The organism is Aerococcaceae bacterium zg-252 (genome assembly GCA_016237705.1).
In the GTDB taxonomy this organism is placed as follows: domain Bacteria; phylum Bacillota; class Bacilli; order Lactobacillales; family Aerococcaceae; genus Globicatella; species Globicatella yangjingiae.
Genome location: CP066204.1, coordinates 860,683 through 886,348 on the forward strand (window position 1 = coordinate 860,683; position 25,666 = coordinate 886,348).

General features: G+C 35.7%; 20 protein-coding genes. 16 read left to right on the forward strand and 4 right to left on the reverse strand.

Annotated features, from left to right (window positions below):
- The first annotated feature begins 110 nt into the window (after positions 1–110).
- The 6 genes from JDW14_04235 to JDW14_04260 all read left to right on the forward strand — a co-directional run bounded on the left by JDW14_04235 (position 111) and on the right by JDW14_04260 (position 6,230).
- Positions 111–941 carry a bifunctional hydroxymethylpyrimidine kinase/phosphomethylpyrimidine kinase gene (locus JDW14_04235; protein ID QQD66313.1) on the forward strand — a complete coding sequence of 277 codons (831 nt, stop codon included), beginning with the start codon at positions 111–113 and terminating at the stop codon, positions 939–941.
- A complete protein-coding gene (locus tag JDW14_04240; GenBank protein ID QQD66314.1) occupies positions 942–1,499 on the forward strand; it encodes an ECF transporter S component in 558 nt (185 codons plus the stop codon).
- 190 nt (positions 1,500–1,689) lie between these two features.
- Complete coding sequence (locus JDW14_04245; GenBank protein ID QQD66315.1) at positions 1,690–3,183, forward strand: threonine synthase; 1,494 nt, start codon at positions 1,690–1,692, stop codon at positions 3,181–3,183.
- Between the two features lie 14 nt (positions 3,184–3,197).
- A complete protein-coding gene (locus JDW14_04250) occupies positions 3,198–4,748 on the forward strand; it encodes a peptidase M4 family protein (GenBank protein ID QQD66316.1) in 1,551 nt (516 codons plus the stop codon).
- A gap of 112 nt (positions 4,749–4,860) precedes the next feature.
- Positions 4,861–5,304 carry a hypothetical protein gene (locus tag JDW14_04255; GenBank protein ID QQD66317.1) on the forward strand — a complete coding sequence of 148 codons (444 nt, stop codon included), beginning with the start codon at positions 4,861–4,863 and terminating at the stop codon, positions 5,302–5,304.
- Between the two features lie 2 nt (positions 5,305–5,306).
- The gene (locus JDW14_04260) at positions 5,307–6,230 is read left to right on the forward strand and encodes a YitT family protein (protein QQD66318.1); all 924 of its coding nucleotides are present in this window, start codon (positions 5,307–5,309) and stop codon (positions 6,228–6,230) included.
- Between the two features lie 63 nt (positions 6,231–6,293).
- On the opposite strand, the gene yidC is transcribed toward JDW14_04260, so the two are convergent.
- On the reverse strand, positions 6,294–7,262 hold the full coding sequence (yidC, locus tag JDW14_04265; protein ID QQD66319.1) for a membrane protein insertase YidC: 969 nt from the start codon (positions 7,260–7,262) through the stop codon (positions 6,294–6,296).
- 190 nt (positions 7,263–7,452) lie between these two features.
- Between yidC and JDW14_04270 the strand changes: the two genes are divergently transcribed.
- Positions 7,453–8,217, forward strand: a complete 765-nt coding sequence (locus tag JDW14_04270) for a tRNA threonylcarbamoyladenosine dehydratase (protein QQD66320.1) — start codon at positions 7,453–7,455, stop codon at positions 8,215–8,217.
- Positions 8,217–8,996 (forward strand): TatD family hydrolase, encoded by a 780-nt coding sequence (locus JDW14_04275; protein ID QQD66321.1) that lies wholly within the window; start codon positions 8,217–8,219, stop codon positions 8,994–8,996. The genes JDW14_04270 and JDW14_04275 overlap by 1 nt, the downstream gene beginning before the upstream one ends.
- Here the strand turns inward: JDW14_04275 and JDW14_04280 are convergent.
- Entirely contained in the window at positions 8,988–9,269 is a 282-nt protein-coding gene (locus JDW14_04280; protein QQD66322.1) for an acylphosphatase, read from the reverse strand. The two genes, JDW14_04275 and JDW14_04280, sit on opposite strands and share 9 nt — an antisense overlap.
- Before the next feature lie 198 nt (positions 9,270–9,467).
- Here JDW14_04280 and JDW14_04285 point away from each other — a divergent pair, with 198 nt between their 5' ends.
- The 6 genes from JDW14_04285 to JDW14_04310 all read left to right on the forward strand — a co-directional run bounded on the left by JDW14_04285 (position 9,468) and on the right by JDW14_04310 (position 18,006).
- Positions 9,468–12,029 (forward strand): DNA translocase FtsK, encoded by a 2,562-nt coding sequence (locus tag JDW14_04285; protein ID QQD66497.1) that lies wholly within the window; start codon positions 9,468–9,470, stop codon positions 12,027–12,029.
- Positions 12,030–12,164: 135 nt separating this feature from the next.
- A complete protein-coding gene (locus tag JDW14_04290; protein ID QQD66323.1) occupies positions 12,165–12,845 on the forward strand; it encodes a (d)CMP kinase in 681 nt (226 codons plus the stop codon).
- A gap of 277 nt (positions 12,846–13,122) precedes the next feature.
- Complete coding sequence (gene rpsA, locus JDW14_04295; protein ID QQD66324.1) at positions 13,123–14,433, forward strand: 30S ribosomal protein S1; 1,311 nt, start codon at positions 13,123–13,125, stop codon at positions 14,431–14,433.
- A 313-nt stretch (positions 14,434–14,746) separates the two neighbouring features.
- Complete coding sequence (gene der / locus JDW14_04300) at positions 14,747–16,060, forward strand: ribosome biogenesis GTPase Der (GenBank protein QQD66325.1); 1,314 nt, start codon at positions 14,747–14,749, stop codon at positions 16,058–16,060.
- A gap of 149 nt (positions 16,061–16,209) precedes the next feature.
- Positions 16,210–16,485 (forward strand): HU family DNA-binding protein, encoded by a 276-nt coding sequence (locus tag JDW14_04305; protein ID QQD66326.1) that lies wholly within the window; start codon positions 16,210–16,212, stop codon positions 16,483–16,485.
- Between the two features lie 450 nt (positions 16,486–16,935).
- On the forward strand, positions 16,936–18,006 hold the full coding sequence (locus tag JDW14_04310) for an LPXTG cell wall anchor domain-containing protein (protein ID QQD66327.1): 1,071 nt from the start codon (positions 16,936–16,938) through the stop codon (positions 18,004–18,006).
- Positions 18,007–18,156: 150 nt separating this feature from the next.
- Here the strand turns inward: JDW14_04310 and JDW14_04315 are convergent, their stop codons facing one another.
- Together JDW14_04315 and JDW14_04320 are read right to left on the reverse strand one after the other, a co-directional pair.
- On the reverse strand, positions 18,157–19,176 hold the full coding sequence (locus JDW14_04315) for a DUF1189 family protein (protein ID QQD66328.1): 1,020 nt from the start codon (positions 19,174–19,176) through the stop codon (positions 18,157–18,159).
- Positions 19,177–19,187: 11 nt separating this feature from the next.
- Complete coding sequence (locus JDW14_04320; GenBank protein QQD66329.1) at positions 19,188–21,842, reverse strand: YfhO family protein; 2,655 nt, start codon at positions 21,840–21,842, stop codon at positions 19,188–19,190.
- A gap of 204 nt (positions 21,843–22,046) precedes the next feature.
- On the opposite strand from JDW14_04320, the gene JDW14_04325 reads away from it, so the two are divergent.
- Together JDW14_04325 and JDW14_04330 are read left to right on the forward strand one after the other, a co-directional pair.
- Positions 22,047–24,146: a penicillin-binding protein 2 gene (locus tag JDW14_04325; GenBank protein QQD66330.1), complete on the forward strand. Its 2,100-nt coding sequence runs from the start codon at positions 22,047–22,049 to the stop codon at positions 24,144–24,146.
- Between the two features lie 203 nt (positions 24,147–24,349).
- A complete protein-coding gene (locus JDW14_04330) occupies positions 24,350–25,630 on the forward strand; it encodes an alpha-amylase (GenBank protein ID QQD66331.1) in 1,281 nt (426 codons plus the stop codon).
- The last annotated feature ends 36 nt before the right edge of the window (positions 25,631–25,666 follow it).

A 25,666-nucleotide genomic window follows, 5' to 3' on the forward strand; every position in this document is an offset into this window, starting at 1 on the left:
TCCTCCTGGTACTATTTAGAATTTACATTTTGATACTTTTAATGGTATCAGATGATGTGTAAAATAACAATATCAAATATTGGAGCAATTGAGTGTAGGGGGACGAAACAATGGAGCCAGTATTAATTGTGAATGATTTGCCAGGAAGTGGGCAAGTAGCTGGTATGATTGCACAATCGATTTTGACGGCTGCTGGCTTTAATACGGCATGGATTCCGACGCTACTATTGTCACATCATACTGGAAATGGGCCGGTAGTACGACATGAACTGCATGATGATTTCAGCCGAATACTCATTCATTGGCAACAACAAAATCAACCATTTTCAGCTTATGTGACAGGGTATTTTTCCAATGCGAGACAAATTGATGATTTTGTTACCTTTATTAGAACCAATAAGCAATCACGACCATTGATAGTCGACCCAGTCATGGCAGATAATGGGAAATTTTATCAGGGTTTTGATGAACAGCTATTGTCAAGTATGCGTCAATTGATTCAAGTAGCGACAATCGTTTTGCCGAATGTAACGGAGGCTTGTTTATTAACGAATTATGCGTATCCAAAACAATTAGATGAAGTATTTATTCAGCAGTTATTAGTGAAGATGAAAGAGATTGGTGCAAAACAAACCTTGTTAACCGGTGTGGAGACCGTTGAATATCCCAATCAAATCGGTTTTTATTATTTGACAGATGATGAGCAATTAATTGGTATTCGGCATGATAAGGCTAAGCAACACTATTTTGGTACTGGTGATTTGACAACGGCTCTTTTAGCGAGTGCTTGGCTACATCAGTTGGAGTTAGATGAAATTGTGCTGCGATTAGCAGACTGGTTACCATTAGCTATTACGCAAACGAATGATAATCGAAAAGAAATTAATTTTTTACCGGTTATGCGAGCTATAATGAATTTTTTTGTAAATAGGAGAGAGTAAATGAAAAGACAAAGTGAAGTATTTAAGTTAGTAGAAATGGCGATGTATGCAGCAATGATTGTATTGGCAATTCAATTTATCCGAATCCCAATGCCGTCAGCTATCAGTAATTCAATGGTTCACCCAGGAAATGCTTTAGTGGCTATCTCAGGGTTATTAATGGGATATAAACGTGGACTGATTGCATCTTCATTAGGACTGTTTATCTTTGATGTATTAAATGGGTACGGTGTACCTGGTGCTATTGAAACAGTGCTGCAATCGGTTGTGATTATTTTATTGATTGAATTAGTCTATAAAATGATGAGACATCAAGATAGTAGAATGAATGTTATATTGATTGGTGTGTGGGCAGCATTGCTAAAAATCGTGTTGCGATACTTGATTTTCTTCACCAAACAATTAATGATTGGTACAACATTTAAAGCAGCGTTAGCGACTGCTTTAACAGGTATGCCAGCCACTTTTTTCACAGCTTTTGTAACCATTGTATTAGTGCCAGTATTATATTTTGCCTTGAAACCAATTTTTGCACGTTACCATGTGATAGGGGAATAATAAATAGGAGTCGGAATAAAAAAAGATTATCCAAAGCCATAGTGCAAAGGATAATCTTTTTTCATACAATATCCCGACAAATTCAAAATCCGTACAATCGCTCACAAATTTCAATCCAAGTCTAAAAAACAGTGACTTTAAAGTAAAAATTTAGTATTATGATTGTCATAGAAAGAAAGAGGTGATACGAATGTCCAATATTGTTTACCAAAGTACACGAGATGCAAATAATCAAGTGAGTGCTTCACAAGCAATATTAAAAGGGATTGCAGAGGACGGTGGTTTATATATTCCGACGCAAATTCCAGAAATAGAATTTGATTGGGATTCTTTACAACATGCGAGTTATCAAGAAATAGCAAAATTAGTATTAGGGGCATTTTTTACAGATTTTACAAGTGAAGAAATTTCGTACTGTGTGGATTCAGCGTATGATGAAAAATTTGATGATAAACGAATTGCGCCAGTTGTTAAATTAAAAGATAATGCTTATGTACTAGAATTATTTCACGGTAATACTATCGCATTTAAAGATATGGCACTGTCTATTTTACCGTATTTGATGACGACAGCTGCTAAGAAAAACCAGTTGAATGAGGACATTGTTATTTTAACGGCAACGTCAGGGGATACTGGAAAAGCTGCAATGGCTGGATTTGCTGATGTGCCAGGTACGAAAATTATGGTGTTTTATCCAAATAAAGCAGTCAGTAAAATTCAAGAATTGCAGATGACGACACAAGTGGGTGATAATACGAGTGTTGTAGCGATAAAAGGAAACTTTGATGATGCACAATCAGCAGTAAAAGCGATGTTTAATGATGCTAGCATGATTAAACAAGTAGGAGAAATGGGATACCGTTTTTCAAGTGCTAATTCGATTAATATTGGGCGATTGGTACCACAAGTTGCCTATTATGTGTATTCCTATGCGCAATTATTGAAACAAGGTGCTTTGGCGATTAACGAACCAATGGATGTTGTTGTTCCGACAGGTAATTTTGGTAATATTTTAGCTGCTTATTATGCTAAACAAATTGGAACACCGATTCGCAACTTCGTTTGTGCATCGAATCAAAATAATGTTTTAGTTGATTTCTTTAACAAAGGTGTCTATGACCGTAAGCGTCCATTTTATGTAACCAATTCGCCGTCAATGGATATTTTAGTATCAAGTAATTTGGAGCGTCTTGTTTATCATGTAACAGGTTCGGATACGGCTAAAACACGTGAATTGATGCAACAATTAATGAATGACGGTCAATATTCAATTACAGACGATATGCAGTTACAATTACAAGATTTCTTTGCTTATGAGGCGAGTCAAGAACAAACTTTAACTACGATTAAAGAAATGTTTGATGCAGTCAATTATACATTAGACCCACATACAGCAGTGGCAGTTTATGTGTACCAACAGTATAAAGAAACACAAACGGATAATGTTCCAACTGTGATTGCTGCAACAGCAAGTCCTTATAAGTTCCCAACGACTGTTATGTCGGCTTTAGAATCTGATTCAGCTCAAGAAGATGATTTTAAATGTGTCGAAACATTACAGCAGTTGACTGGTATTGCGATTCCAGAAACGGTATCAGAGTTAAGTCAATTGCCAGTTCGTCATCAAACTGTGTGCGAAATCAATGAGATGAAAGATGTCGTATTAGCCTTTTTAAATAACTAAATGGGGTTTGGAAAATGAAAGCAAAAATTTTGTTGAGCAGCTTATTGATGTCCCAGTGTTTATTGAGTAGTGTAGTACATGCAGAGGAAAAACCGATTCGCTATTATCAAGATAGCAAGTTATCACAAGTATTGGTTGAAGATGAAACGACTGTTGAAGATATTTTTAATCAATTACCATTGACATTACCGATTCAAAGTAATGTGGATGATTATCAATTTTTTTCGGCAGAAGTTGATGATAGGGGGAATATGCATTATGCAATGGTTCCTGTGATTGATGAAATTCCTGTCTTTGAATATATGATATTGATTCATACCGATAGTGACGGGTATATCCGTTCAATCAGTGGTGAATTAGACCGTCCAGCTTTGGAAGTGTCAAATAGAAAAGTTATCAGCAGTGAATTAGCAACTCAGTTTGCTTTAAGTGAATTAGGATATCCTGCTGAACTACCTAATTATCAACCAGATGCTAAAGTGACCGTATCTGCTAATTATGCAGTGGATATTGAGCAAATGAAGTTGGTTTATTATGTGTTTATCGATGATGTTGAAACGACTGCATCAACACGAGTGACCATTGATGCAGAAAATGGCTCTGTTTTAGATAAAAAAGAGATGAAACCAGGAATTCGTGAGAAACACTTTACTGCAAGAGGCAAGGGTGTTTTTGATGAAAATTATGTTTTGCCAGCAACAAAAATTAATCAAAAGGTGTATCTAACAGGTGATGTTTACGGTACGCCATTGACGACTTTTGTGATGAATAAATCGTCATTAGGGTATCAAGTGGCTGAAGATAATGACGGTATTTTTGATGATGACAAGCAAAAGGTAGTTGTTCAAGCACATTATAATATGCAACAGGTATTGCGTTTTTTCTATGAGCATTTTAATTGGAGAAGTTTTGATGGAGAGGGTGCACCAGTAGAAGTTGTCGTAAATTATACTGAAGACGGTGAAGATTTAGACAATGCGATGTGGGACGGTACTCGTTTTGTATTTGGTGCTGGAGAAGAAAATCTCTCATACAACAATGCGATTGCGAACGATATTGTTGGACATGAATTTATGCATGCAGTAACTCAATTCGGTGCTGGTCTTGTATATGAACATCAATCAGGGGCACTTGATGAATCGCTTTCGGATATGTTTGGATATTTTATTGATTCGGAAGATAGTACCATTGGTGAAGATATACTGCAAGAGGGTGGCGACCCTAATTTAGTATTGCGTAGTTTGGAAGACCCAACATTGTATGGTCAGCCTGGTCATATGCGTGATTATGTGAAAGCAGAAAATAATTTAGACGGCGATTATGGTGGTGTCCATATTAATAATGGGATTCCAAATAAAGCAGGCTATTTAACAGCAAAGGCGATTGGAATTGAGAAAACAATGCAAATTTATTTCAATGCAGTGCAACATTATTTAGTTCCGTTTGCTGAATTTTCTGATGCAAGAATTGCGTTTAAGTTATCGGCAGCAGATTTATTTGGAAGTGAATCAGCAGAAGTCAAGGCGATTGAAAAGGCATGGGACGAAGTGGGAGTTGGCGAATAATTTATTTTTCCCCCCTTTAGATTAGATGAAAAGTAATGTATAATGTAAGGTAATTAAGTAAGGAATTTAGTAATGAATTCTCACATAAAATAGGCTTGAGAGGATGAGGAAAATGTCAAAAATTAAAGCATCATTTGATGCATTGTTAAAAGAGAAAAATATTCCGACAAATTATAAAGAAATTGAGGGTGGGCATCATTTGTATCGCTTGCAGTTTCGTGCATCAGAATCAAGAGTATTAGTGGTTGAGATTATCTTACAAAATGGCGAACAAGCTTATGTGGATTGCCAAGTAATTTACCGTCATATTCATATTTTAACAGATTATCATAAACGTCAAGATGCACTGGATTTAATCAATGAATTAAATGAATTGCATACAGGGTACTATCATTTATATTTAGCCCTTGACGGAGAAATCTTCTTGCGTAATTTAATGCGTGTAGGGGAAGATGTGACACCTTTATATGAAACCATTGTATATGGCTCAAGTATCGGTCGTAACTTAATGCCGAAATTGGCAGAGCGTTTAGGTGAATCGGGGCAAGTGGCGTAACGATGTTGAATAAATATTTGAGTGAACACCCTAAAGCAAATTTCTTAATGCAACTTGGAATTGCTATTGCGTCAGCTGTTTCGTTTGGTATTTCAATGAAATTTTTCTTAATTCCAGGAGAAATTTTTAGTTCAGGTGTACCAGGTTTAGCACAATTAATTAATTTCTTTACAAGTCAAACACCATTGGCGTCAATTTTGACGACGGGGAATTTATACTTTTTAATTAATGTACCAATATTGATATTGTCTTACTTAAAGCTAGGACGTCATTTTACAATTATGACGATTATTGTAGTTATTTTGTCGACGATTACGACGAATATGATACCGTTGACCTATGTGTCGCAAAATCCTTTATTAAATGCCATTATGGGTGGGGTTTTCTCTGGTATCGGAGCAGGTATTACCATTAAATATGGTATGTCTGGTGGTGGATTTGATATTTTAAATGTCTTTTTATCCAGAACATATGGTTGGAATGTTGGTGCGTTAACATTTTTAAGTAATTTAGTGATTATTCTAGGTTCAGGTTTTTTATATACTTGGGAATTAGCGATTTATACGATGATTACTATTTTTGTAACGTCTAAGTTGATTGATACTATTCATACAAATGAACAACGTTTGACTGCCTTTATTGTAACGAATAATCCAAGTGCGATTACGGAAAATATTCAGATGCGTTTAATTCGTGGAACAACGATTTTAGAAGCACGTGGTGGCTATACTGGTGATCAGCGAAATGTGTTAATGATTGTAATTAATCGTTATGAATTACATGAATTGCAATTAGCGATTGCTGAGGCAGATCCGATTGCTTTCGTCAATGTAGTACAATCGACAAAAGTTATGGGGAATTTCTTGAGTCGTGACCAACAAAATATTATGCGTAAGCAAAATCAAGTATTAAGTAAAAATAGTTAAAAAGAAACGCAAGCAGTTCAAATGAAAGCTGCTTGCGTTATTTGTTATGTTCAAAATAATAGGTTATTTACGACGTTGTTGCTTACCAGCATTACGGCGATTAGTGTCATTTGGTTGAGTTGAAATTGGTTGTTTAGTCGGCACTAAGCGTTTTGTTCCTGTAGGGGTTGTGTTATTCGCTTTTGCTGCAGCTTTACGTTTTTGTCTTGGTGTTGCAGCTAATTTTGCACTTTCTTCATCTAACATTTTTTGAATCTTTGGTTTTAGGACATGGTTTGAATAAATTTGTTGTACTAGGGCAAAAACACTACCAACAAGGAAGTATAATCCGATACCAGCAGCCGACACATATGAAATCCAACCTAACATAATTGGGTTCATTAATAACATTGTGCTCGTTGTTTGATTAGCTGTCGGATTATCTGATTTTGGTGTTGCACGTTGCATTAACCAACCTTGCAAGAATGTTAAAAGGACAACTAAAATCACAATCAACATATTTTTTTCGCCAAGGTGAATACCTAAAAATGTACTTTGATTAATGGCATCTGATGAACGAATTGCTGCATAGACGGCAGAGATAATTGGCATTTGAATTAATATTGGTAAACAGCCGGTTAAGCCACCGAACATATCAATATCATATTTTTTATAGACTGCCATTAATTCTTGGTTTAATTTCGCTTTTTCTGTTGGGTCTTGTGCTGCATCAATTTCTGCACGAATTTCATCAATCTCAGGTTGGGCAATTTTCATGCGAGCTTGGCTAATCATTGATGTACGCGTCATTTTTAGCGATGACGGTAACATCAATAATCGTGTAATAATGGTAACAATAATAATTGCCATACCATAGCTACCACCGAAGATATTTGCTAAAAAGTTTAAAAAGTTCGAAGCAGGTTGTCCAAGGTATTGGTAGACCCAGCCAGTTGGTGTTCCGTCGGCACTATATTGGACACAACCAGCACTTACGAATACTATTGCTACTAATAATAGCAATAAAGGTAATTTTTTTTGTATCTTTTTCATTTTCCACGCTCCATATATTATAGTATACCTAATATACTATAATGAAATTTAGCTAAGATTTCAACTGTTTTAAAGGTTTAAGCAATGATATTTGAGGATATTTAAAGTTGAATACAAAAATCAATACATGGTATAATTTGCGAGTATTTTATTAAAACAATTAAGCTAGTGATAATAATATAAAAGGATGATGACAGTGTTTGAACAAGATGAACGTTTTGCACGCTTAAACTTATTAGTAGAATCAGCGGGAATGAGCACACTTGAGAATGCAACGGTAATGGTTGTAGGATTGGGTGGTGTTGGTTCGAGTTGTGCCCAAACATTAGCACGTGGGGGTGTAGGAAAACTCATTATATTGGACGGTGATGTGGTTTCTCCATCCAATATTAATCGTCAGTTATTAGCGTTTGATTCGACAGTAGGTAGACCTAAAGCTGAAGTAATGAAAGAATTGATATTGGATATTAATCCGAATTGTCAAGTATATGCAGTTGAAGAATTTGTCAAAGCACAAAATATTGCACCATTATTACGGTCATTGCCACGACCGGATTATGTGATTGATTGCATCGATTCGTTTTATGCTAAAACAGCCTTAATACAATGGTGTATTGAGCAACAAGTGCCACTCTTATCTTCCATGGGGGCAGCTAATCGACTTGACCCAAGTCTGTTATCTTTTTCATATATTGAAGATACGAGTTACTGTAAAATGTCGAAAACTATGCGACATATTTGTGCTGAATTAGGAATTAAAAAATTAGAAGTGCTATATTCGAAAGAAAAACAAGCCAAAATTAAAAGTTATGGTAGTGTGAAAAAGGAGCATACACTAGGTTCTATTAGCTATATGCCACCGATTATGGGAATGTTATTAGCAAGTAAAGTCTTGCGACGATTATTAGGTTTAGAAACTTACAAATTAACACCGATAATGAAAGGTCAAAAATAATGACGGAATTTATCGACACACATTTTCATTTTGATTTCATTAAAGATGAACTAGCACGACATCAGCTTATCCAAGCTTGCGATGATGCGAAAATCAAAGTGATTGCTCAAACAGTCTTACCAACGCAATATACTTTATTAAAAGGTATGTATCCGATTGATGTCGCCTTAGGTTTTCACCCTTGGTATATTGAAAATGAACAACAGGTGGCACAGGAATTAAAATCTTTTTTGAAAGAGTTGCCTACGACACATTTTATCGGCGAGATTGGACTTGATTTTGCTCCGAATCGACTGCAACAAGTGGAACAGAAACTGCAAGTCGATACGTTTAGTCGTATCATTCAAATGATTCGTGACTATGAACAAGTTCATCAGCATTCCTTTGTAGTTTCCATTCATACAGTACGTTCTGCTAGTGTGGTACTTGATATTTTAGAAAAATTCCAACTCTATCAAAGTAAGAGTCAAGTGATTTTTCATTATTTTAATGGCACAAGTGATGAATTAATGCGTCATGTACGTCATGGTGGTTGGTTGTCGATTCACCCTAATATGTTACATACGAAAAAAGGGAGAGCATATATTAAACAGGTACCAATCAATCGTTTGTTATTGGAAACTGATTTGCCCAAACCTGAACAAGATACGAATGAGATAGTAACCCAGTATCCGCAAGTTATTAATCAATTACTGGAACAATTAACAGAATTGTTAGGTGTTGATGTACGTCCGATTTTTTTAGAAAATCAAACACAGCTTTATCGCTATTTAAGTTGAATATTCAATAGTAAAATTGGCATAGTGTTTAATTGTTGGGATTTCAGTGATATTAACTGAGTTGATTTTCATGAAACGATGCTGTGGTTGTTGAATTACTTTGACAAATTCGGTTAATTGTTCAGTTGAACATTGGGCAATGATTTTGACATTGCCATTTGACAAGTTGCGAACATTTCCATTGATATGATACTTCGCAGCACATTGTTGGGCGAAAAAGCGATAGCCCACTCCTTGGACACGTCCGGAAATAATTAGTTCATAGGTCGTCATAAAAATCAGCCTTTCGTCTTAGTGTTATCAAGGCTATGATACCAAAAATTGTGTTATAATTGGAATACAAAAATATTTCTAAAATAGAGCGATATAAATAAGGAATGAGAGGTGAATGAATTGGCAAAGAAACAACAGTCGAAAAAGAAAACTGCCAAAAAGAAAGAAGAACAATTACCGATACGCTCAAGTTATGATATGTTCTATTTAGTGATTGGATTAATACTATTTTTTATTTCATTACTTGCGTTATTTGACGGTGGCTTTATTGGTGTCTTATTTACGAACGCTGTTCGATTAATCATCGGTGAAACTTATACACTGGCACTCTTTAGTTTGGTGCTCTATGCGTTTATGATGATTATTAAAGGGCAGTTACCACGTGTAAAATGGACGAAGTACCTCGGTGTCATCATGATTTTGATAGCTTTAACAACGGTACTGCATTTTAATGCTTTCAATGGACAAGAACCAAGTCAAATTTTTACACGCACATATGAAGTGTTTAAAAATGATTTACTCACAAGTCAAAATCGTTCAAATCTTGGGGGTGGCTTGCTTGGAGCGAGTTTTTATGCCACATTTGGTTATTTATTTGGACGGTGGGGAACATATTTATTCTCCTTTATTATTTTTGTAATAGGGTTTGGGTTAGTAGAATCCATTTCAATCGACCAATTAGGAACATTAGTAAGGGATTTTTGGCATGGTGTAGTATCGATTCCTAAAAAATTATTTCCAGCATTGACGGAGATGAAAGAAGTCTTTAATCAAGATGATTTATCAGATGAAGAAGAGGAATTGCTTGAATCGGAAGAATCTGTACCACAAACGAGAATACGTCCACGCAAACAGTCGATGTTGTCGCAATTATTTAGTGCGAAACCACAAGGAAGAGCAACTCAAGATGATTGGGCAGAATCTTCTTATCAGCCGTCATTACAAGAGCGTAAACGTCAGACATTTGAACCCTTTGATGAGCGTACGCAACGTGTGTCGCCACGCATTGAACGTGAAGAACGAGTATTGGATTTGGATTATTTTGACCAAATGGAAAGTTTGAGTAATAAGAAACAACCACCGATAATTCAGCCGGCAACTCCTTATCGTGAAGAAATAATTGAGCCAGAGGTAGAAGTGCCACCAATTGAAAAAAGTGTTGAGCCTGTCATTATCGTAGATTCAACTGTACCAAAGGAAGAACCAACGAATACTGATTTATCAGTGCGTCAAACGGCTGACCATTGGCAAACACAAGCTGCAACAAAACAAGATTTAACTGAGGACGAATTGGATAAATTATTAGCTGAATCAGATATGGACGATACGCAACCGGTAATCAAACCAATGAAACGGTCACAACAGTATCAATTACCGAGTAAGTCTTTATTGAAAAAAATTCCACCAGTCGACCAATCGGAAGAATATGCAAGGATTAATGAAAATATTGAAAAATTAGAACGGACATTTGAAAGCTTTGGTGTGAAAGCAAAAGTAGTGAAAGCTAATTTAGGGCCGTCCGTTACTAAATACGAAATTGAACCAGCGATTGGGGTTAAAGTTAGTAAAATTGTGTCATTATCTGATGATATTGCATTAGCCTTAGCAGCTCGAGATGTTCGTATGGAAGCACCAATACCTGGTAAATCTTTAATTGGAATTGAAGTGCCGAATTTACAAGTCAGCCCAGTATCCTTTTGGGAAATTATTGATGCAGCACTTGAAAGTGAAAACTTACTCGATGTGCCATTAGGTCGAGATATTTCCGGAACGGTTTGTTTGGCTGATTTAAGTAAAATGCCCCATTTACTGATTGCTGGGGCGACAGGTAGTGGTAAATCGGTCGGTATGAATGTTATTATCGTATCTTTACTGATGAAAGCTCACCCAGATGAAGTGAAGTTTTTAATGATTGACCCGAAAAAAGTAGAGTTAACGATGTACGATGATTTACCACATCAATTAGCACCGGTTGTGACGAATCCACGAAAAGCAGCACAAGCATTGAATAAAGTCGTTCAAGAAATGGAACGCCGCTACGAATTGTTTGCAGCATCGAATGTTCGTAATATTGATACCTATAATGAACAAGTAGAAGAATGGAACAAGGAAGATAATGGTACTGTTTATGAAAAACTACCGAAAATTATTGTTTTTGTCGATGAGTTAGCTGATTTAATGATGGTGGCAAGCAATGAAGTCGAAAGTGCGATTATTCGATTGGCACAAATGGCTCGTGCTGCCGGTATTCACATGATTATCGCAACGCAACGTCCGTCTGTTGATGTTATTACCGGAATTATTAAAGCCAATGTACCAAGTCGTTTAGCTTTTGCGGTGTCGAGTGGAACGGACTCACGTACTATTTTAGATAGTGTCGGAGCTGAAAAGTTATTAGGTCGTGGGGATATGTTATTCCAACCAATGGGTAAAAATAAACCAGTTCGTGTGCAAGGTGCGTATATTTCGGATAGTGAAGTAGAGAAGATTACCAACTTCATTAAGAATCAACAAGTAGCCGATTATGAAGACTCATTGATTGTATTAGATGACGAACAAGACGGTAATACTTCCGTTTCGGAAGATGAATACTTTGATGAAGCCGTTGAAATGTTACAAGGCTTAGAAACGATTAGTATTTCACAATTGCAGCGTAAGTTTCGTATTGGGTACAATCGTGCTGCTCGCTTAATTGATGATATGGAGGCAGCTGGTCTAGTCAGTGGGCAAGACGGCAGTAAGCCAAGACAAGTGTTATAACATAGTTTGGGGGAGAAATACTGGTATGGTATTTCTTCTCTATTTTTAATATCAGCTCATAAAGACTGCGTTGTTTTATAGGGGAACATTTGATAAGATAACAGGGTGGAAGTTTATACTTGAAAGGAAGATATAATGAATACTTTAACAATTGCGATTGACGGGCCAGCATCTTCAGGTAAAAGTACGATTGCTAAATTAATCGCTCAAAAATTAGGTATCACTTATATTGATACCGGTGCGATGTATCGTGGGGTTACACTTGCCGTATTAAGAAAGGGCATCGCTGTGACAGATGAGGAGAATATTTTAGCTTTATTACCACAATTAGAATTGAAGTTTAAATTAATAAATGGCATACAACATCTATTTTTAGGTACAGAAGATATTAGCGAAGTGATTCGCTCAGTTGAAGTGACAGAAAATGTTTCGGCAGTGTCTGCAATTGAGGGGGTACGCAAACAACTTGTTTCGATGCAACAAGCAATGGCAAAGGAACAATCAGTTGTTATGGACGGACGTGATATTGGCACAGTCGTATTAAAGGACGCACCACATAAATTCTTCTTTGTAGCCAGTCCATTAGTTCGTGCTCAACGTCGTTTCAAGGAGAATATCGCAAAAGGATTGACTTCGCAAACATTAGAAGAAATTGAACAAGCGATTATTGAGCGTGATTACTTAGATTCCACAAGAGAACATAGTCCTTTAAAAAAAGCTGATGATGCGATTGAGATTGATACAAGTGAGATGACGATAGATGAAGTCGTTAATCGAGTGATTGTTGAAGTTGAAAATAAAACCAATAATAATTAATAGTTGAGTTAGAGGTTTTATCTATATAACTGATTAATAAACTGGGAGAAAAAACAATATTTTGATAATTGAAATGCTAATTAAGAATCCCAATAGAAAAAAATTAGGCTGGTGCTAGAACTTTTTTTGAAAAAAATTCAAATTTTTGTTAAAAATGACTAATTTTTTAAGAAAGGTTACTAGACTTGACCACATAAATTTGTTACAATAATCATTGTAGGCTCTATATAGACATAGGGCGACAATTTTTTAGGTACTGCTTAGGAGGAACTGGTAGATGTCAGAAGTTGAAAAGACAGAAGTATTAGAAACAATGGAGGATGCGTTAGATAGCGTAATCGACATTAAAATTGGTGACACGGTTAAAGGAGATGTATTAGCATTCGACGATAACCAAGTACGTGTTGCTATTAAGGAATCTGGAGGTTTAGAGGGTGTTATTCCTCGTAACGAACTTTCAGCAGCTCCGTTTAATGAATTAACGGACGTTGTAAATATTGGTGATGAAATTGAATTAGTTGTTTTAAAACCAATTAAAGACAAAGAAAATGGTAATTATTTATTATCTAAAAAACGTGTTGAATCACGCAAAGTATGGGTTGAATTAAAAGAAAAAGCTGATCGTGGCGAAACAATTGAAGCACCTGTTAAAGATGTTGTTAAAGGTGGTTTAGTTGTTGATGCTGGTGTTCGTGGTTTCGTACCAGCGTCAATGGTTGAAGATCACTTTGTAGAAGATTTCTCTGCTTACAAAGGTAAAACATTAGAATTTGCGATTGTTGAAGTAGATGCTAATGACAACCGTTTAATTTTATCTCATAAAGAAATCGCTAAAAAAGATCGTGAAGCTAAACGTGCTGAAGCATTATCTAACTTAGCAGTAGATGCTGTTGTTGAAGGTAAAGTTGCTCGTTTAACTAACTTTGGTGCATTCATCGATTTAGGTGGTGTTGACGGTTTAGTACACATTAGCCGTATTTCTCATCAACATATCTCTAAACCAAGTGATGCATTAACAATTGGTGATACAGTACAAGTTAAAGTATTATCAATCGATGAAGAAAAAGGTCGTATCTCATTATCAATTAAGGATACATTACCTGGGCCTTGGGATAACATTACTGAAAAAGCTGCAGAAGGTACTGAATTAACTGGTACAGTTAAACGATTAACTGACTTCGGTGCATTCGTTGAAGTATTCCCTGGTGTTGAAGGATTAGTTCACGTTTCTCAAATTTCACATGAACATATTGCGAAACCTTCTGATAAATTATCAGAAGGACAAGAAGTTCAAGTGAAAGTATTAAGTACAGATCCAGTTGAACAACGTCTATCATTATCAATTAAAGCTTTACAAGAAAAACCAGCTCGTCCTGAGGTAGAAGAGGGTGAAGAACGTCCAAACCGTACAGAACGTTTTGAACGTCAAGCTCGTCAAGCAGCTCCAAGACCTAAGCGTAATAACCAATCAGCTCGTAAAGCAAACAACAACACTCAAGCAGCAACTTATTCAGATTCAACTGATACAGGTTTCACTTTAGGTGATATGTTTGGTGATTTATTAGACAGCTTTACAACTGAAAATTAATATATAATTTATTAGGGCTGTGACTCATGTCGCAGCCTTTTCATTCGAACGAACCAAAAAGAACAAGGTGAGAGAGAGGGCGTTCAGCCTTTGGACCACTGGAGGAAGTCTCTGGCGTGCGTGAAACGCACAGAAGCGACTTTTGAAGTGGATGACAAGACTGCCCGAACGAACCAAAAAGAACAAGGTGAGAGAGAGGGCGTTCAGCCTTGGACCACTGGAGAAAATCTCTGGCGTGCGAGAAACGCACAGAAGGGATTTTTGAAGTGGACGCCAAGGCTGCCCGAACGAACCAAAAATGGAGGTGAATATAATGAATATTCCAACAGTAGCTTTAGTAGGAAGACCGAATGTGGGGAAGTCGACCGTTTTTAATCGCTTAGTCGGTGAACGTGTTTCGATTGTAGAAGATTTTCCAGGTGTGACACGTGATAGAATCTATGCTGCTAGTGAATGGTTAGGTAAACCATTTCGTTTAATTGATACTGGTGGTATTGAGATGATTGATGAGCCGATTATGAATCAAATTCGTTACCAAGCTGAAATCGCAATGGACGAAGCAGATGTTATTGTCTTTTTGACAAGTAGTCGAGAGGGTGTAACGGACGCTGATGAAGAGTTAGCACATTTTTTACATCGTACAAATAAACCAGTAGTATTAGCAGTTAATAAGACGGATAATCCTGAACAACGTCAAGAAATTTGGGATTTTTATTCATTAGGTCATGGAGATCCGTATCCAGTATCGGGAGTTCATGGGACAGGTTTTGGAGATTTGCTTGACGAAATCTTCCGTTTATTCCCTAAAGAAGAACAGGAAGCTGAAGTTGAAGAAACGATTAAATTCAGTTTTATCGGTAGACCAAATGTAGGCAAATCTAGTTTAGTTAATGCGATTTTAAAAGAACAGCGTGTGATTGTTTCCGATATGGAGGGAACGACGCGTGAAGCCGTCGATACTTATTTTACCAGTGAAACTGGACGTCATTTTACAATGATTGATACGGCTGGTATTCGTAAACGTGGTAAAGTATTTGAAAATACAGAAAAATACAGTGTATTACGTGCCTTATCAGCTATTGACCGTAGTGATGTAGTGTGTTTAGTTATTGATGCCGTAACTGGTATTCGTGAGCAAGATAAAAAAGTTGCAGGTTATGCATATGAAGCAGGTAAGGGTATAGTGATTTTAGTAAATAAATGGGACGCCGTTGATAAGTCAGATAATTTATTTGATGAATTTACTAAAAATATTCGTGCCCATTTCCAATACTTATCGTTTGCTCCGATATTATTTGTCAGTGCACATACTGGTCAGCGTTTGAATAAATTACCAGAATTATTAGAAATGATTTATGACAATCGTCATCGTCGTGTACAATCGTCTGTATTGAATGATGTTCTAATGGACGCTGTGGCAATGAACCCAACTCCAACGGATAAAGGTCGTCGCTTAAAGATTTACTATATGACACAAGTAGCAGTCAATCCACCTACTTTTGTGGCATTTGTTAATGATGTTGAATTGATGCATTTCAGTTACGAACGATTCTTAGAAAATCAGCTGAGAGAGTCTTTCTATTTTGAAGGGACGCCGATTCGCTTGATTACACGTGAACGACAATAATTTTTATAAGATTGTTATAGAATTAACGGCTTATTAACAGGATTTACATTGATATTTTAAAGAATCTATGCTATTCTTTATAAAGAAATAACAATTGAAATTTATTTCGATTTAATGCTCGTATGAGTAATTTTAAGGAGGATGCACTAATGGCAAATAAGGCAGAATTAGTAGAAAAAGTAGTAGCAAAAACAAACTTAACTAAGAAAGATGTTACAGCAACAGTTGAAGCTTTATTCGAAGCAATTCAAGAAGAATTATCAGCAGGAGAAAAAGTTCAATTAATCGGTTTTGGTACATTTGAAGTACGTGAGCGTGCAGCTCGTAAAGGACGTAATCCTCAAACTGGTGAAGAAATTGAAATCGCAGCATCTAAAGTACCAGGATTCAAAGCTGGTAAAGCATTAAAAGACGCTGTTAAATAATTTAACATAGATAGATATCAGTGTTGATGATAGGGAGTTGTCCTTGTTATCAACACTGTTTTTGTATTCAAAGACTATATTCTCCTGATACCTGAATTTCTAGCCCAATTAAACAGCACCACAACTTCTAGTGGAGACCCACTAAATATCTGGTGGGGAATTAAGCAATGAAATCAGACTGAAATTCGTAGGCATAATACGAATTTTAGTCTGATTCTTTTAATCGAACGTTCAGAATAATGAATGACAGGAAAAAATGTAACTATTTATTACAAAATATGAAAAAATGATTTTAAAATGATTTTAAAATATTTAAGAATGGATTGACGCATATTTTTATTTGAATTATAATTATATTATGGTGTTGAAAGGCATGGTGTTGAAAGGCATGGTGTTGAAAGGCATGGTGTTGAAAGACACCAAATAATATATTCCGGAGGGAAAAAGATTATGAAGAAAAAATCTTTATTAGCCGCAACATTGTTAGCATCACAGTTAGTGATGTCAGCCGTATCAGCACAAGAAGAGACGACATTACCACCAGAAGTGTCAATCTCAGAGACATCTGAAAAAACTACCGTTAGTGAAACGACAACTCTTGAAGAAGAAGTGATTACAACTTCTGAAATGTCGACAGCAGACACAACTTCTGAAATGCCAACATCACTAGAAGACAAAAAAGAAGAACCAAAAACCGAAGATAAAGTGGAGACATTCCAATTTAGAATCGGTGTTATGGTTGACAACTCAGCAGTAGAAGAAGGAATTAAAGGTGCTACTGTTATTATTAAAGATTCAAATGGTAAACAAATTGGTTCTTTCAAAACAGGTGCATCGGGATACATCACGCTAAGTGCTCGTAAAGGTGCTAAATTAACGTATGAATTAGCAGACTTCCCTGCAGGTTATGAGATAGTAAAAGGTGAAGCCGTCTCATATCAAACAACACGTACTTTTGAAGTAGGCGAACGTTTTGGTGAAACTTATAGAATCTCTCTTAGAAAGCTAGACACAACAACTCCCGCACCAGCTGAAAACAAACCAGAAGTTAAACCTGAAGACAAACAAGATGTTCCTGATAACTCAAAAGAAGGAACTGTTGCTAAAGAAGTTGACAACAAAAAAGACGACAAAAAAGAAGCTGAGAAATCAGATTCTGATGTTCGTAAAGAGTTATTAGCAACGATTGATGCATCTAAATTAAGCGACAAACAAAAAGAAGAATTAGCAGTTGAAGTCTCAATGGCTGAAAAACGTGAAGATTTAGCAAAATTAGCGATGAAAGTTAAAGAAATGACACAAGTTTCAGAAACAACACAAATTTCAGAAACAACAGTAGCTCCAAAAGCTGACACTAAACAAGAAGAAACTAGAAAAGTGGAAGTTAAGAAAGAAGAAGCTAAACAAGCAGCTTTACCAAAAACAGGTGAAGCAACTTCATTTGCTGCATTAGCATTGGCAGTATTATCTGTAGTTGCAGGTGCTTTATTAGTAGCTCCACGTTTCAAAAAACAAAAGTAATTGAATACAAATAAGTAAATTCAAAAGTGCTGATAGTTTGACTATCAGTGCTTTTTTAGGATAATCGTGCAATAGCGGACATCATTTCAGCTCTTACCTAAATACCAAAAATGAGTGATGTATCTCAATCACTCATTTTTGGCTATCACATTATTCATTTTCTTCATCATTCTCTGAATCCATATTTTTTAAATGTTCCAGTATCTTTTTCTCTGCATCATTTAATGCGTCTAATTCGTGTCTGCTTGGGTTAGCATGATTCATGTCTTTTTTAATGTCATCATCTGTTAAGTAATCTAACTCTGAAAATTCTTGTGCGAATTCGTCAAAATTCGCTGATTCATTTTTAGACATTTCCATTAACAAGGCTTTTACATAGTCTGTATGTCGGTGCATCATATAATAGAGTAAACCGATAAAGGTAGTGGCAAGTAAGAAGAAACTTCCGATAAAGCCAGGAATAATAAATTTTGCGAGTTCAATAATGATTAATGGTAAAAAGCTAATCGCAATAGCCAATTTTAGCCGTTGTTTAAATTTAAAAGGACTGGTTAAATTGCGATTGATAGAACTTGCTAAAATTGCAAGCACGAACATCTCTAACCAATAAACAAAGAAAGCAATCACTAAATACGTTAACCATTGTGTAATCATCACTGTAGTGGTACGTGTGGTTAAAAGGGTTAGATAGTCAAGGAGTAATTGTTTACTCAAGAAACCAGTTGCATGATTGCCTAGACGGTATAAATTACTGCCGACAGATGCAATGGTTTGGTCTTTAAACATATACAGACTGATAAAAATAGAAGTGTCAATCATCTCATTTTTTGCTTTATCAATTGGCACTTTATTAAGCGTTCCGTCACTTTCCACACTGTCATCAATAACTAATTGAAAGGTTTTCGATTGATAGTAGAGTGGTTTTTCATCAGTCGCTAATTTTAGTTTGCCTTGTTCATAGGTATAATTTGGCACATATTTTGCTGCATCACTAATATTATTTGCAATCTCTTGGAAAGCAGGCTGTCCAAGTATCGTCATTGTAATGGATAAGAATAAGATAGCAGCAAGTGCGATTTGCCATATTTGCTTAAATTTTACTGCGACAATTTGAATAAATAGACGTGGCTCCCGATAGGCTTTATATAAAAATTTAAAAATATTTTTCATTGGATACCTCATTAATTTTTAGTTTTCACTTTTAATCGTCGAGTGTTCAAGATGATGAATCCGACGATTCCAAACATACTTAACATAGTACCATAATATATGGATTTTGGGAAATAATGCATCGTAATTTGATGACTTCCTTTTGAAACAGGAATTGCCATTAAGGTATCGTTTAGTACTGGAATAGGTTTAACTTTCTGATTATCTATTTGGATAGACCAATTTTTATCATAAGGAATGGTCATCAATAAGTAACTATTTTCCAGTTCAGTTGTGATGTTCCCAGTCAACTGTTGGTGATTGAATGATGTTACTTCAAAACGATGTGCTGCTTTTTTCTGCATCATTGTTTCATAGCGTGGTAGGTCAAATTCATATAATTTAAGCTGATTCATTTGTAATTTTGCCGTTTGTAAAATAACTGCTAGTTGATGATTCGTTAAGGCTTGATTATCTGCAATGCTGACTAATTGACGCTGACGAAATGGTGATGCGAATACAAATTCTTCACCATTTAATTCCATACGAACTTTTTTATCATTTATCTGACTAGGAAGGGATAGATAATAAGGATTATCTGTATCGGTTTTAAAGGAGTAAGTCAGTGACCCTTTATCAAATTGTAAAACGTCTTTAATTAAGGAATTGAAATGGTAGAAATCACCTGTTTCGATTTTTGTTAGTTCAATATCTTGTAATATCGGTTCGGATAATGCTTGTTCTGTATAATATGGTTTGTTGTTGCGGTTGAAATCAATCAATCGCAAGAGTAATTCTTGATTTTCAATCGGTTTATTTTGTTCAAATTGCGTCGTCGGTAATGCAATGTCTGGCGACACTTCAATCATCAGTCCGAATCGGTCTGGATTTTGGTAGATTGTAAAATATTGGTTGTCAGCTTGCTTGTTATTTCGTGCAATATCAAAAGCTCGTGAGATTGGTTTAAGATGATAATACTTTTCATCGTCAATTCGTTTCGGTTCAAGCAAATATTTTACTGAGAAGAAATCATCTAAAAATAGAGTGCCATTACCATATAAGACTGATGCTTGCGTATCGGGCAGTCCTAAATATCCAAATAATTGGGCAGTAGTAGATTCCAAAGTGGAACTAAAATTATCCAAGCCATTATAGTGAGCGAATAAAGGCTCATTTTTAGTACGAGCTGCATTTTTTTGAATGCGATAAAAATCAGAATCATTGTCAGTGATTGCTTGAATGGTATCCGTCATAACAGTTGTGTAATTTTGATAACGCTCAAAGGGAACATAGTTCAACTGCTTTAAAATGGAATAACTATTGATACTCACATCTAATGTGACAAATAGCAATGCGATAACCGATAATAGACGGTGTTGTTTGAGCTTGAATTGTAGTAGGATTATCCAAATAATACCTAAGAATAAAGTTAGCAAAATCATTTGTTGCGATAAATAAGGATAAAATTTGATTCGCACTAAATAATAGATGCAAAAGACTGAAAAACTACTCATCATGATAAATGTGGCAGGCAATGATAATTTGTGTCGCAGTTTACTAAAGGCATTCATCGCTAGTTCGATGCTAAAAAACGTAGTCAAAAATGAAAAGCGGAATGGATACCATACAGGGTCTTGTCCACCATGCCAAATTTTTGACAGTAATTCATACATAAAAGATAAAAGAAATACGCTCAGAATGAATAGAGCTACCAGTTTTTCTTGCCAGCGAATGTGGCGATTAATAAAGTAGAGTATCACGAGTAATACGACTAGTGTACCAGCATATAGATGTGGTGACCCTTTTTTTATTTCTTCAAATACAAAACTTCCGATAAACAATTTTGAAAGAATTTGTTTCGGTAAATACCGTATCGCTGAAGTTATGGCGATTGAAGTGCCATTGACTTTGCTGGCTAAGAGTGATGTGATAGCAGGGTATAAGATAATACCACTGATTAAAGTACCTACAATTGATGCAATTATAAATCGAGTATAATCGTGGATTGCTTTTTTAAAGGTCAACTCGTTTTGTTCAATAATCAGATAAATTGCATAAAAGGCTAAGAAAATCGCAATCATAAATCCAATATAATAGTTGCTGATGAATGTTAGTGCAAGCAATAAAATATAAGCGTTGCGACGATTCATTGTGATGAGTTTTTGTAAAGCAAGGGCGATAAGTGGCAGTAAAATCAAACCGTCTAGCCACATAATATTTAGCCAATAGGTCACTGTATAACTCATAAAAGTATAGGATAGACTAAAAGCAATAGCGAATGGTGTATCCAAGCGATATTTTTGTCGTGAAAAATAGAGAAATGACCATGTCATTGCTAATAATTTGGTATAGGTTAAGACGGACATGGCGAATGCAAATTGATTTTGTTTAAAGTATAGTAGGACGAGATTAAAAGGGCTGAGTAAATAATACGTCCATAATCCCACCATTTCGCCACCAATGCCTTTTTGAAAACTATAAAGGAATTGTTCAGGGTGATGTAGTAAGGTATCACGATAATAACTAAAAAAATCAATATATTGTTGCCCTAAATCAATTGTTAATAGCGTATTAGAGCCAAATGGAATCCAATGCAATAGATAACTGATAAAAAGAAACAGCAATGAAAAAATAATGCTACAAGCAAAATAAGGTAGCAAATGTTTTAAGTGGAATTTTGATGTCATAATGCCTCCATTGTAGAGCTGAAAATAATCAGCAACTAATCGTGTCAATCTGTCCATATTATATCAAATCTTATCTATTAAGCAATTTTAACTAAGGATGACATAAATTACTGTAATAGAATTGTGAGATGAAATATGTTTTTACCTGTAGGCAACTTATGGTATAATCTTAAATAGTAAATCAATGTAGAATAGAGTGACAACATGGCTAAATATAAATTGAAAAAAAATAAAAATAAATCTCATATTCCGAGACGCTTAAATTTATTGTTCGTAATTTCGTTCTTATGTTTTGTTTCCTTATTTATTCGCTTAGGATACTTACAACTTTATCGCAGTGAAACCTTTTTAAATATGGTGCAGCGAACGGATTCGACGGTAACAACAGGTTCTGTGCCTCGTGGAATGATTTATGATAGCCAAGGACGTGTTTTAGTTGGCAATCATCCAGAAATGGCGATTTTATATACACGAGACCGAGATTCACGTGTATCACCGAAAGATATTATTGATGTTGCTCGTAAATTAGCCTCTCTAATTGAGATTCCTACACAAAATTTAACTGAACGTGATTTAAAAGATTATTTTATTGTGACGAATGAATCACTAGTCAATAGTCGATTAACACGTGAACAGAAACAATTAAGTGGTGCAGAAGTTTATAAAGTTCAATTGGACGCTGTGACGAGTGATGATTTAGTGTTTAGTGAAGGTGAAAAGAAAGTCATTGCTTTGTTTAAAAATATGAACAGTGCCTATGCCTTATCAACCGTTACTGTAAAAAATCAAAACGTAACTCAAGAAGAAATTGCTCGTGTCAGTGAACAATTAGGGTCATTACCAGGTATTTCGATTGGGACAGATTGGCAACGGACGTATCCTCAAAATGAATTATTACGTTCAATTTTAGGGCAAGTATCCACTGAACAACGTGGTCTTCCAAGTGAAACAGCAGCAGAATTACTAGCAAAAGGTTATGCACTGAATGATCGTGTCGGTATCAGTTATTTAGAAAAGCAATATGAAGATGTCTTACGTGGTTCCAAGTCAATTTCTCGTATTGTCACTGACGCATCGGATGATATTTTATCGAAACAAAAAGTATTTGAGGGAGCTAAAGGGAATAACTTAGTGCTTTCAGTGGATGCAGCTTTTAATGAGAAATTAGATCAAATTGCAGAAAATGCTTTGCGTAATATGCAAGATCAAGGTTTGAATGACCGTATTTATATCGTTGCGATGAACCCAAATACTGGGGATATTTTAGGGATTACTGGTAAACGATTTGAATACGATAAAAATAAAGATGCTTACACTGGTGAAATTATTGACGACACTTTAGGTGCTATTAATACAAGTTATGGTATGGGGTCATCTGTAAAACCAGCCATGGTATCAATGGGGTATTTAACAGGGGTTATTTCGACTACTAATAATGTGATTACCGATGAGCCGATGAAATTCCAAGCATCTCAAGAAAAATCATCAGTATTTAACCGAACAGGTAAAGTTGACATTAGTGATATTGAAGCCCTTGAAAAATCATCAAACATTTATATGATTAAAATGGCGATGATGATGGGGGGACAAACCGAATGGGAGCAAAATGGTCAATTAACCATTGCTAATAATACAATTGATAAAATGCGTAATTATTTTGCTGAATTTGGTCTAGGAACGAATACAGGAATTGATTTACCGAATGAATCAACAGGATATAGTCCAGAAGATTCACAATTAGTATCAGCCTTAGACTTATCATACGGTCAGTTTGACTTATATACGCCGCTACAAATGGCACAATATGTATCAACGATTGCGAATGGTGGTGTACGTTATGCTCCACGTTTGGTTAAAGAGATTCGTAATACAGATGCAAATGGTGAGTTAGGCGGTGTCATCACATCAATTGCTCCTAAAATAATGAATGTGGTTCAATTGCAACCCGAGCAAATGGCACGTATTCATCAAGGTATGTATCAAGTATCCCATTCACAAACGGGTACAGCTCGCTATTTATTCTTGAATTACCCAATTAAAGTTGGTTCTAAGACAGGGACAACCGAAGCATTTTATTCTGGTCCGATTCAATATGCACAAAACCAACCGGTAACGAATGCGACTTACATTGGTTTTGCTCCTTATGACAAACCAGAAATTGCTATTTCAGTTATTGTACCGTATTTATTAGAAAATGCATCTGGACGTCAAAGTACAACTGTTGCACACGAAGTAATGAATGCTTATTTTGAAACGCAATCTGAAACAAAAGATATTATTGCAAAATATAAAGCTGGGAATTAGTTTGCTATTTTGTAGTAGTTGATAAAAAGGTGACTAAACTTGTTATATTGACTGTAAGTATACGGTCAGTATGACAAGTTTTTGCTTTATAAGGGCGTATACAACTTAACTAGAATTTGTTACCGGTAACGTGTTGAAAACGATTGTATTAGGTGTGATATTGCTATAAAGTAATATTAGTACAATTAGAAAGGACAGTGTTTATGTCAATTCAACCGAATCAAGTTATTTATAGTATTTTTGTTCGTAATTTTTCACCAGAAGGAACTTTTCGTGGTGTAATTCCACAATTGCCTCGTATTAAAGAATTAGGGGTAGATATTATTTGGCTATTGCCAATTCACCCATTAGGCGAAGAAAATCGTAAAGGAAAAGCTGGCTCTCCTTATGCGAATAAAGATTATCGTGGCATCAACCCTGAATATGGGACATTGGAAGATTTTAAGGCATTGTGTCAAGCGATACATGATAATGGCATGAAAGTGATGATTGACGTTGTTTACAATCATACTTCACCGGATTCTGTATTAGTTCAAGAACATCCTGAATGGTTCTTCTATCGTCCAGACGGCAAGCGTGGTAATCAAGTAGGCGATTGGACGGATATTGTCGATTTAGATTATAAAAATAAAGCATTATGGGATTATCAAATTGAATCGCTTACTTATTGGGCACAATTTGTGGACGGATTCCGCTGTGATGTTGCACCATTAGTACCTATTGAGTTTTGGAAAGAAGCACGAAAAGCTGTCGCAAAAGTGAAAGAAGAATTTATTTGGTTATCAGAAAGTGTTGAGTTTAGCTTTATCAAATTATTGCGTCAAGCCGGTGGTACTGCCCATTCTGATTGTGAAATGTATCAAGCATTTGATGTGCTATATGATTATGATGTTCACTATTTATTCCATGGCTATCTACGTGGTAAAAATACATTGAGCGAGTACATCAATCGCTTGAATTTACAAGAAGTTATTTATCCAAAACATTATATTAAAGCACGTCATCTTGAAAATCATGATAACCCACGTGCGAAGTTTTTAATTCCTGAAGAACAAAACTTATTACAATGGACAGCTTTTCAATATTTTGAAAAAGGCTTTGTATTACTTTACAATGGTCAAGAAGTGCAAGAGTCAACTGAACAGACATTATTTGATGTAGACCCAGTTAACTGGCAGGCAGGGCGTGATATTTCAGCTGAAATTCGTCGTTTACATGATATTAAAAAACAATACATTCCAGTAAATTCGTCTGCACGTTACGAATTGACAGCGTACGATGAATTCGATGCCGTTGTGATAGAACATGAAAGCCATGAAACATTATTTGTAGCAGTATGTTCATTTAAAGGCAAAGAAGGACAAGTGAAAGTACCACTAACTGACGGACAATATACTGACTTGGTAAGTGGCGATACCATTGAAGTGGTTAATGGACAAGTGGCATTAGTTGACCACGCTTTAGCAGTTTCAGTAGAGAAATAAGGATTATTGCACCAATACTTATGGTTGATAGAATCA

Coding starts and splice junctions, on each gene's coding strand:
- JDW14_04235 (QQD66313.1), top strand. CDS start 111: ATGGAGCCAGTATTAATTGTGAATGATTTGCCAGGAAGTGGGCAAGTA.
- JDW14_04240 (QQD66314.1), top strand. CDS start 942: ATGAAAAGACAAAGTGAAGTATTTAAGTTAGTAGAAATGGCGATGTAT.
- JDW14_04245 (QQD66315.1), top strand. CDS start 1,690: ATGTCCAATATTGTTTACCAAAGTACACGAGATGCAAATAATCAAGTG.
- JDW14_04250 (QQD66316.1), top strand. CDS start 3,198: ATGAAAGCAAAAATTTTGTTGAGCAGCTTATTGATGTCCCAGTGTTTA.
- JDW14_04255 (QQD66317.1), top strand. CDS start 4,861: ATGTCAAAAATTAAAGCATCATTTGATGCATTGTTAAAAGAGAAAAAT.
- JDW14_04260 (QQD66318.1), top strand. CDS start 5,307: ATGTTGAATAAATATTTGAGTGAACACCCTAAAGCAAATTTCTTAATG.
- yidC (QQD66319.1), bottom strand. CDS start 7,262: ATGAAAAAGATACAAAAAAAATTACCTTTATTGCTATTATTAGTAGCA.
- JDW14_04270 (QQD66320.1), top strand. CDS start 7,453: ATGACAGTGTTTGAACAAGATGAACGTTTTGCACGCTTAAACTTATTA.
- JDW14_04275 (QQD66321.1), top strand. CDS start 8,217: ATGACGGAATTTATCGACACACATTTTCATTTTGATTTCATTAAAGAT.
- JDW14_04280 (QQD66322.1), bottom strand. CDS start 9,269: ATGACGACCTATGAACTAATTATTTCCGGACGTGTCCAAGGAGTGGGC.
- JDW14_04285 (QQD66497.1), top strand. CDS start 9,468: ATGTTCTATTTAGTGATTGGATTAATACTATTTTTTATTTCATTACTT.
- JDW14_04290 (QQD66323.1), top strand. CDS start 12,165: ATGAATACTTTAACAATTGCGATTGACGGGCCAGCATCTTCAGGTAAA.
- rpsA (QQD66324.1), top strand. CDS start 13,123: ATGTCAGAAGTTGAAAAGACAGAAGTATTAGAAACAATGGAGGATGCG.
- der (QQD66325.1), top strand. CDS start 14,747: ATGAATATTCCAACAGTAGCTTTAGTAGGAAGACCGAATGTGGGGAAG.
- JDW14_04305 (QQD66326.1), top strand. CDS start 16,210: ATGGCAAATAAGGCAGAATTAGTAGAAAAAGTAGTAGCAAAAACAAAC.
- JDW14_04310 (QQD66327.1), top strand. CDS start 16,936: ATGAAGAAAAAATCTTTATTAGCCGCAACATTGTTAGCATCACAGTTA.
- JDW14_04315 (QQD66328.1), bottom strand. CDS start 19,176: ATGAAAAATATTTTTAAATTTTTATATAAAGCCTATCGGGAGCCACGT.
- JDW14_04320 (QQD66329.1), bottom strand. CDS start 21,842: ATGACATCAAAATTCCACTTAAAACATTTGCTACCTTATTTTGCTTGT.
- JDW14_04325 (QQD66330.1), top strand. CDS start 22,047: ATGGCTAAATATAAATTGAAAAAAAATAAAAATAAATCTCATATTCCG.
- JDW14_04330 (QQD66331.1), top strand. CDS start 24,350: ATGTCAATTCAACCGAATCAAGTTATTTATAGTATTTTTGTTCGTAAT.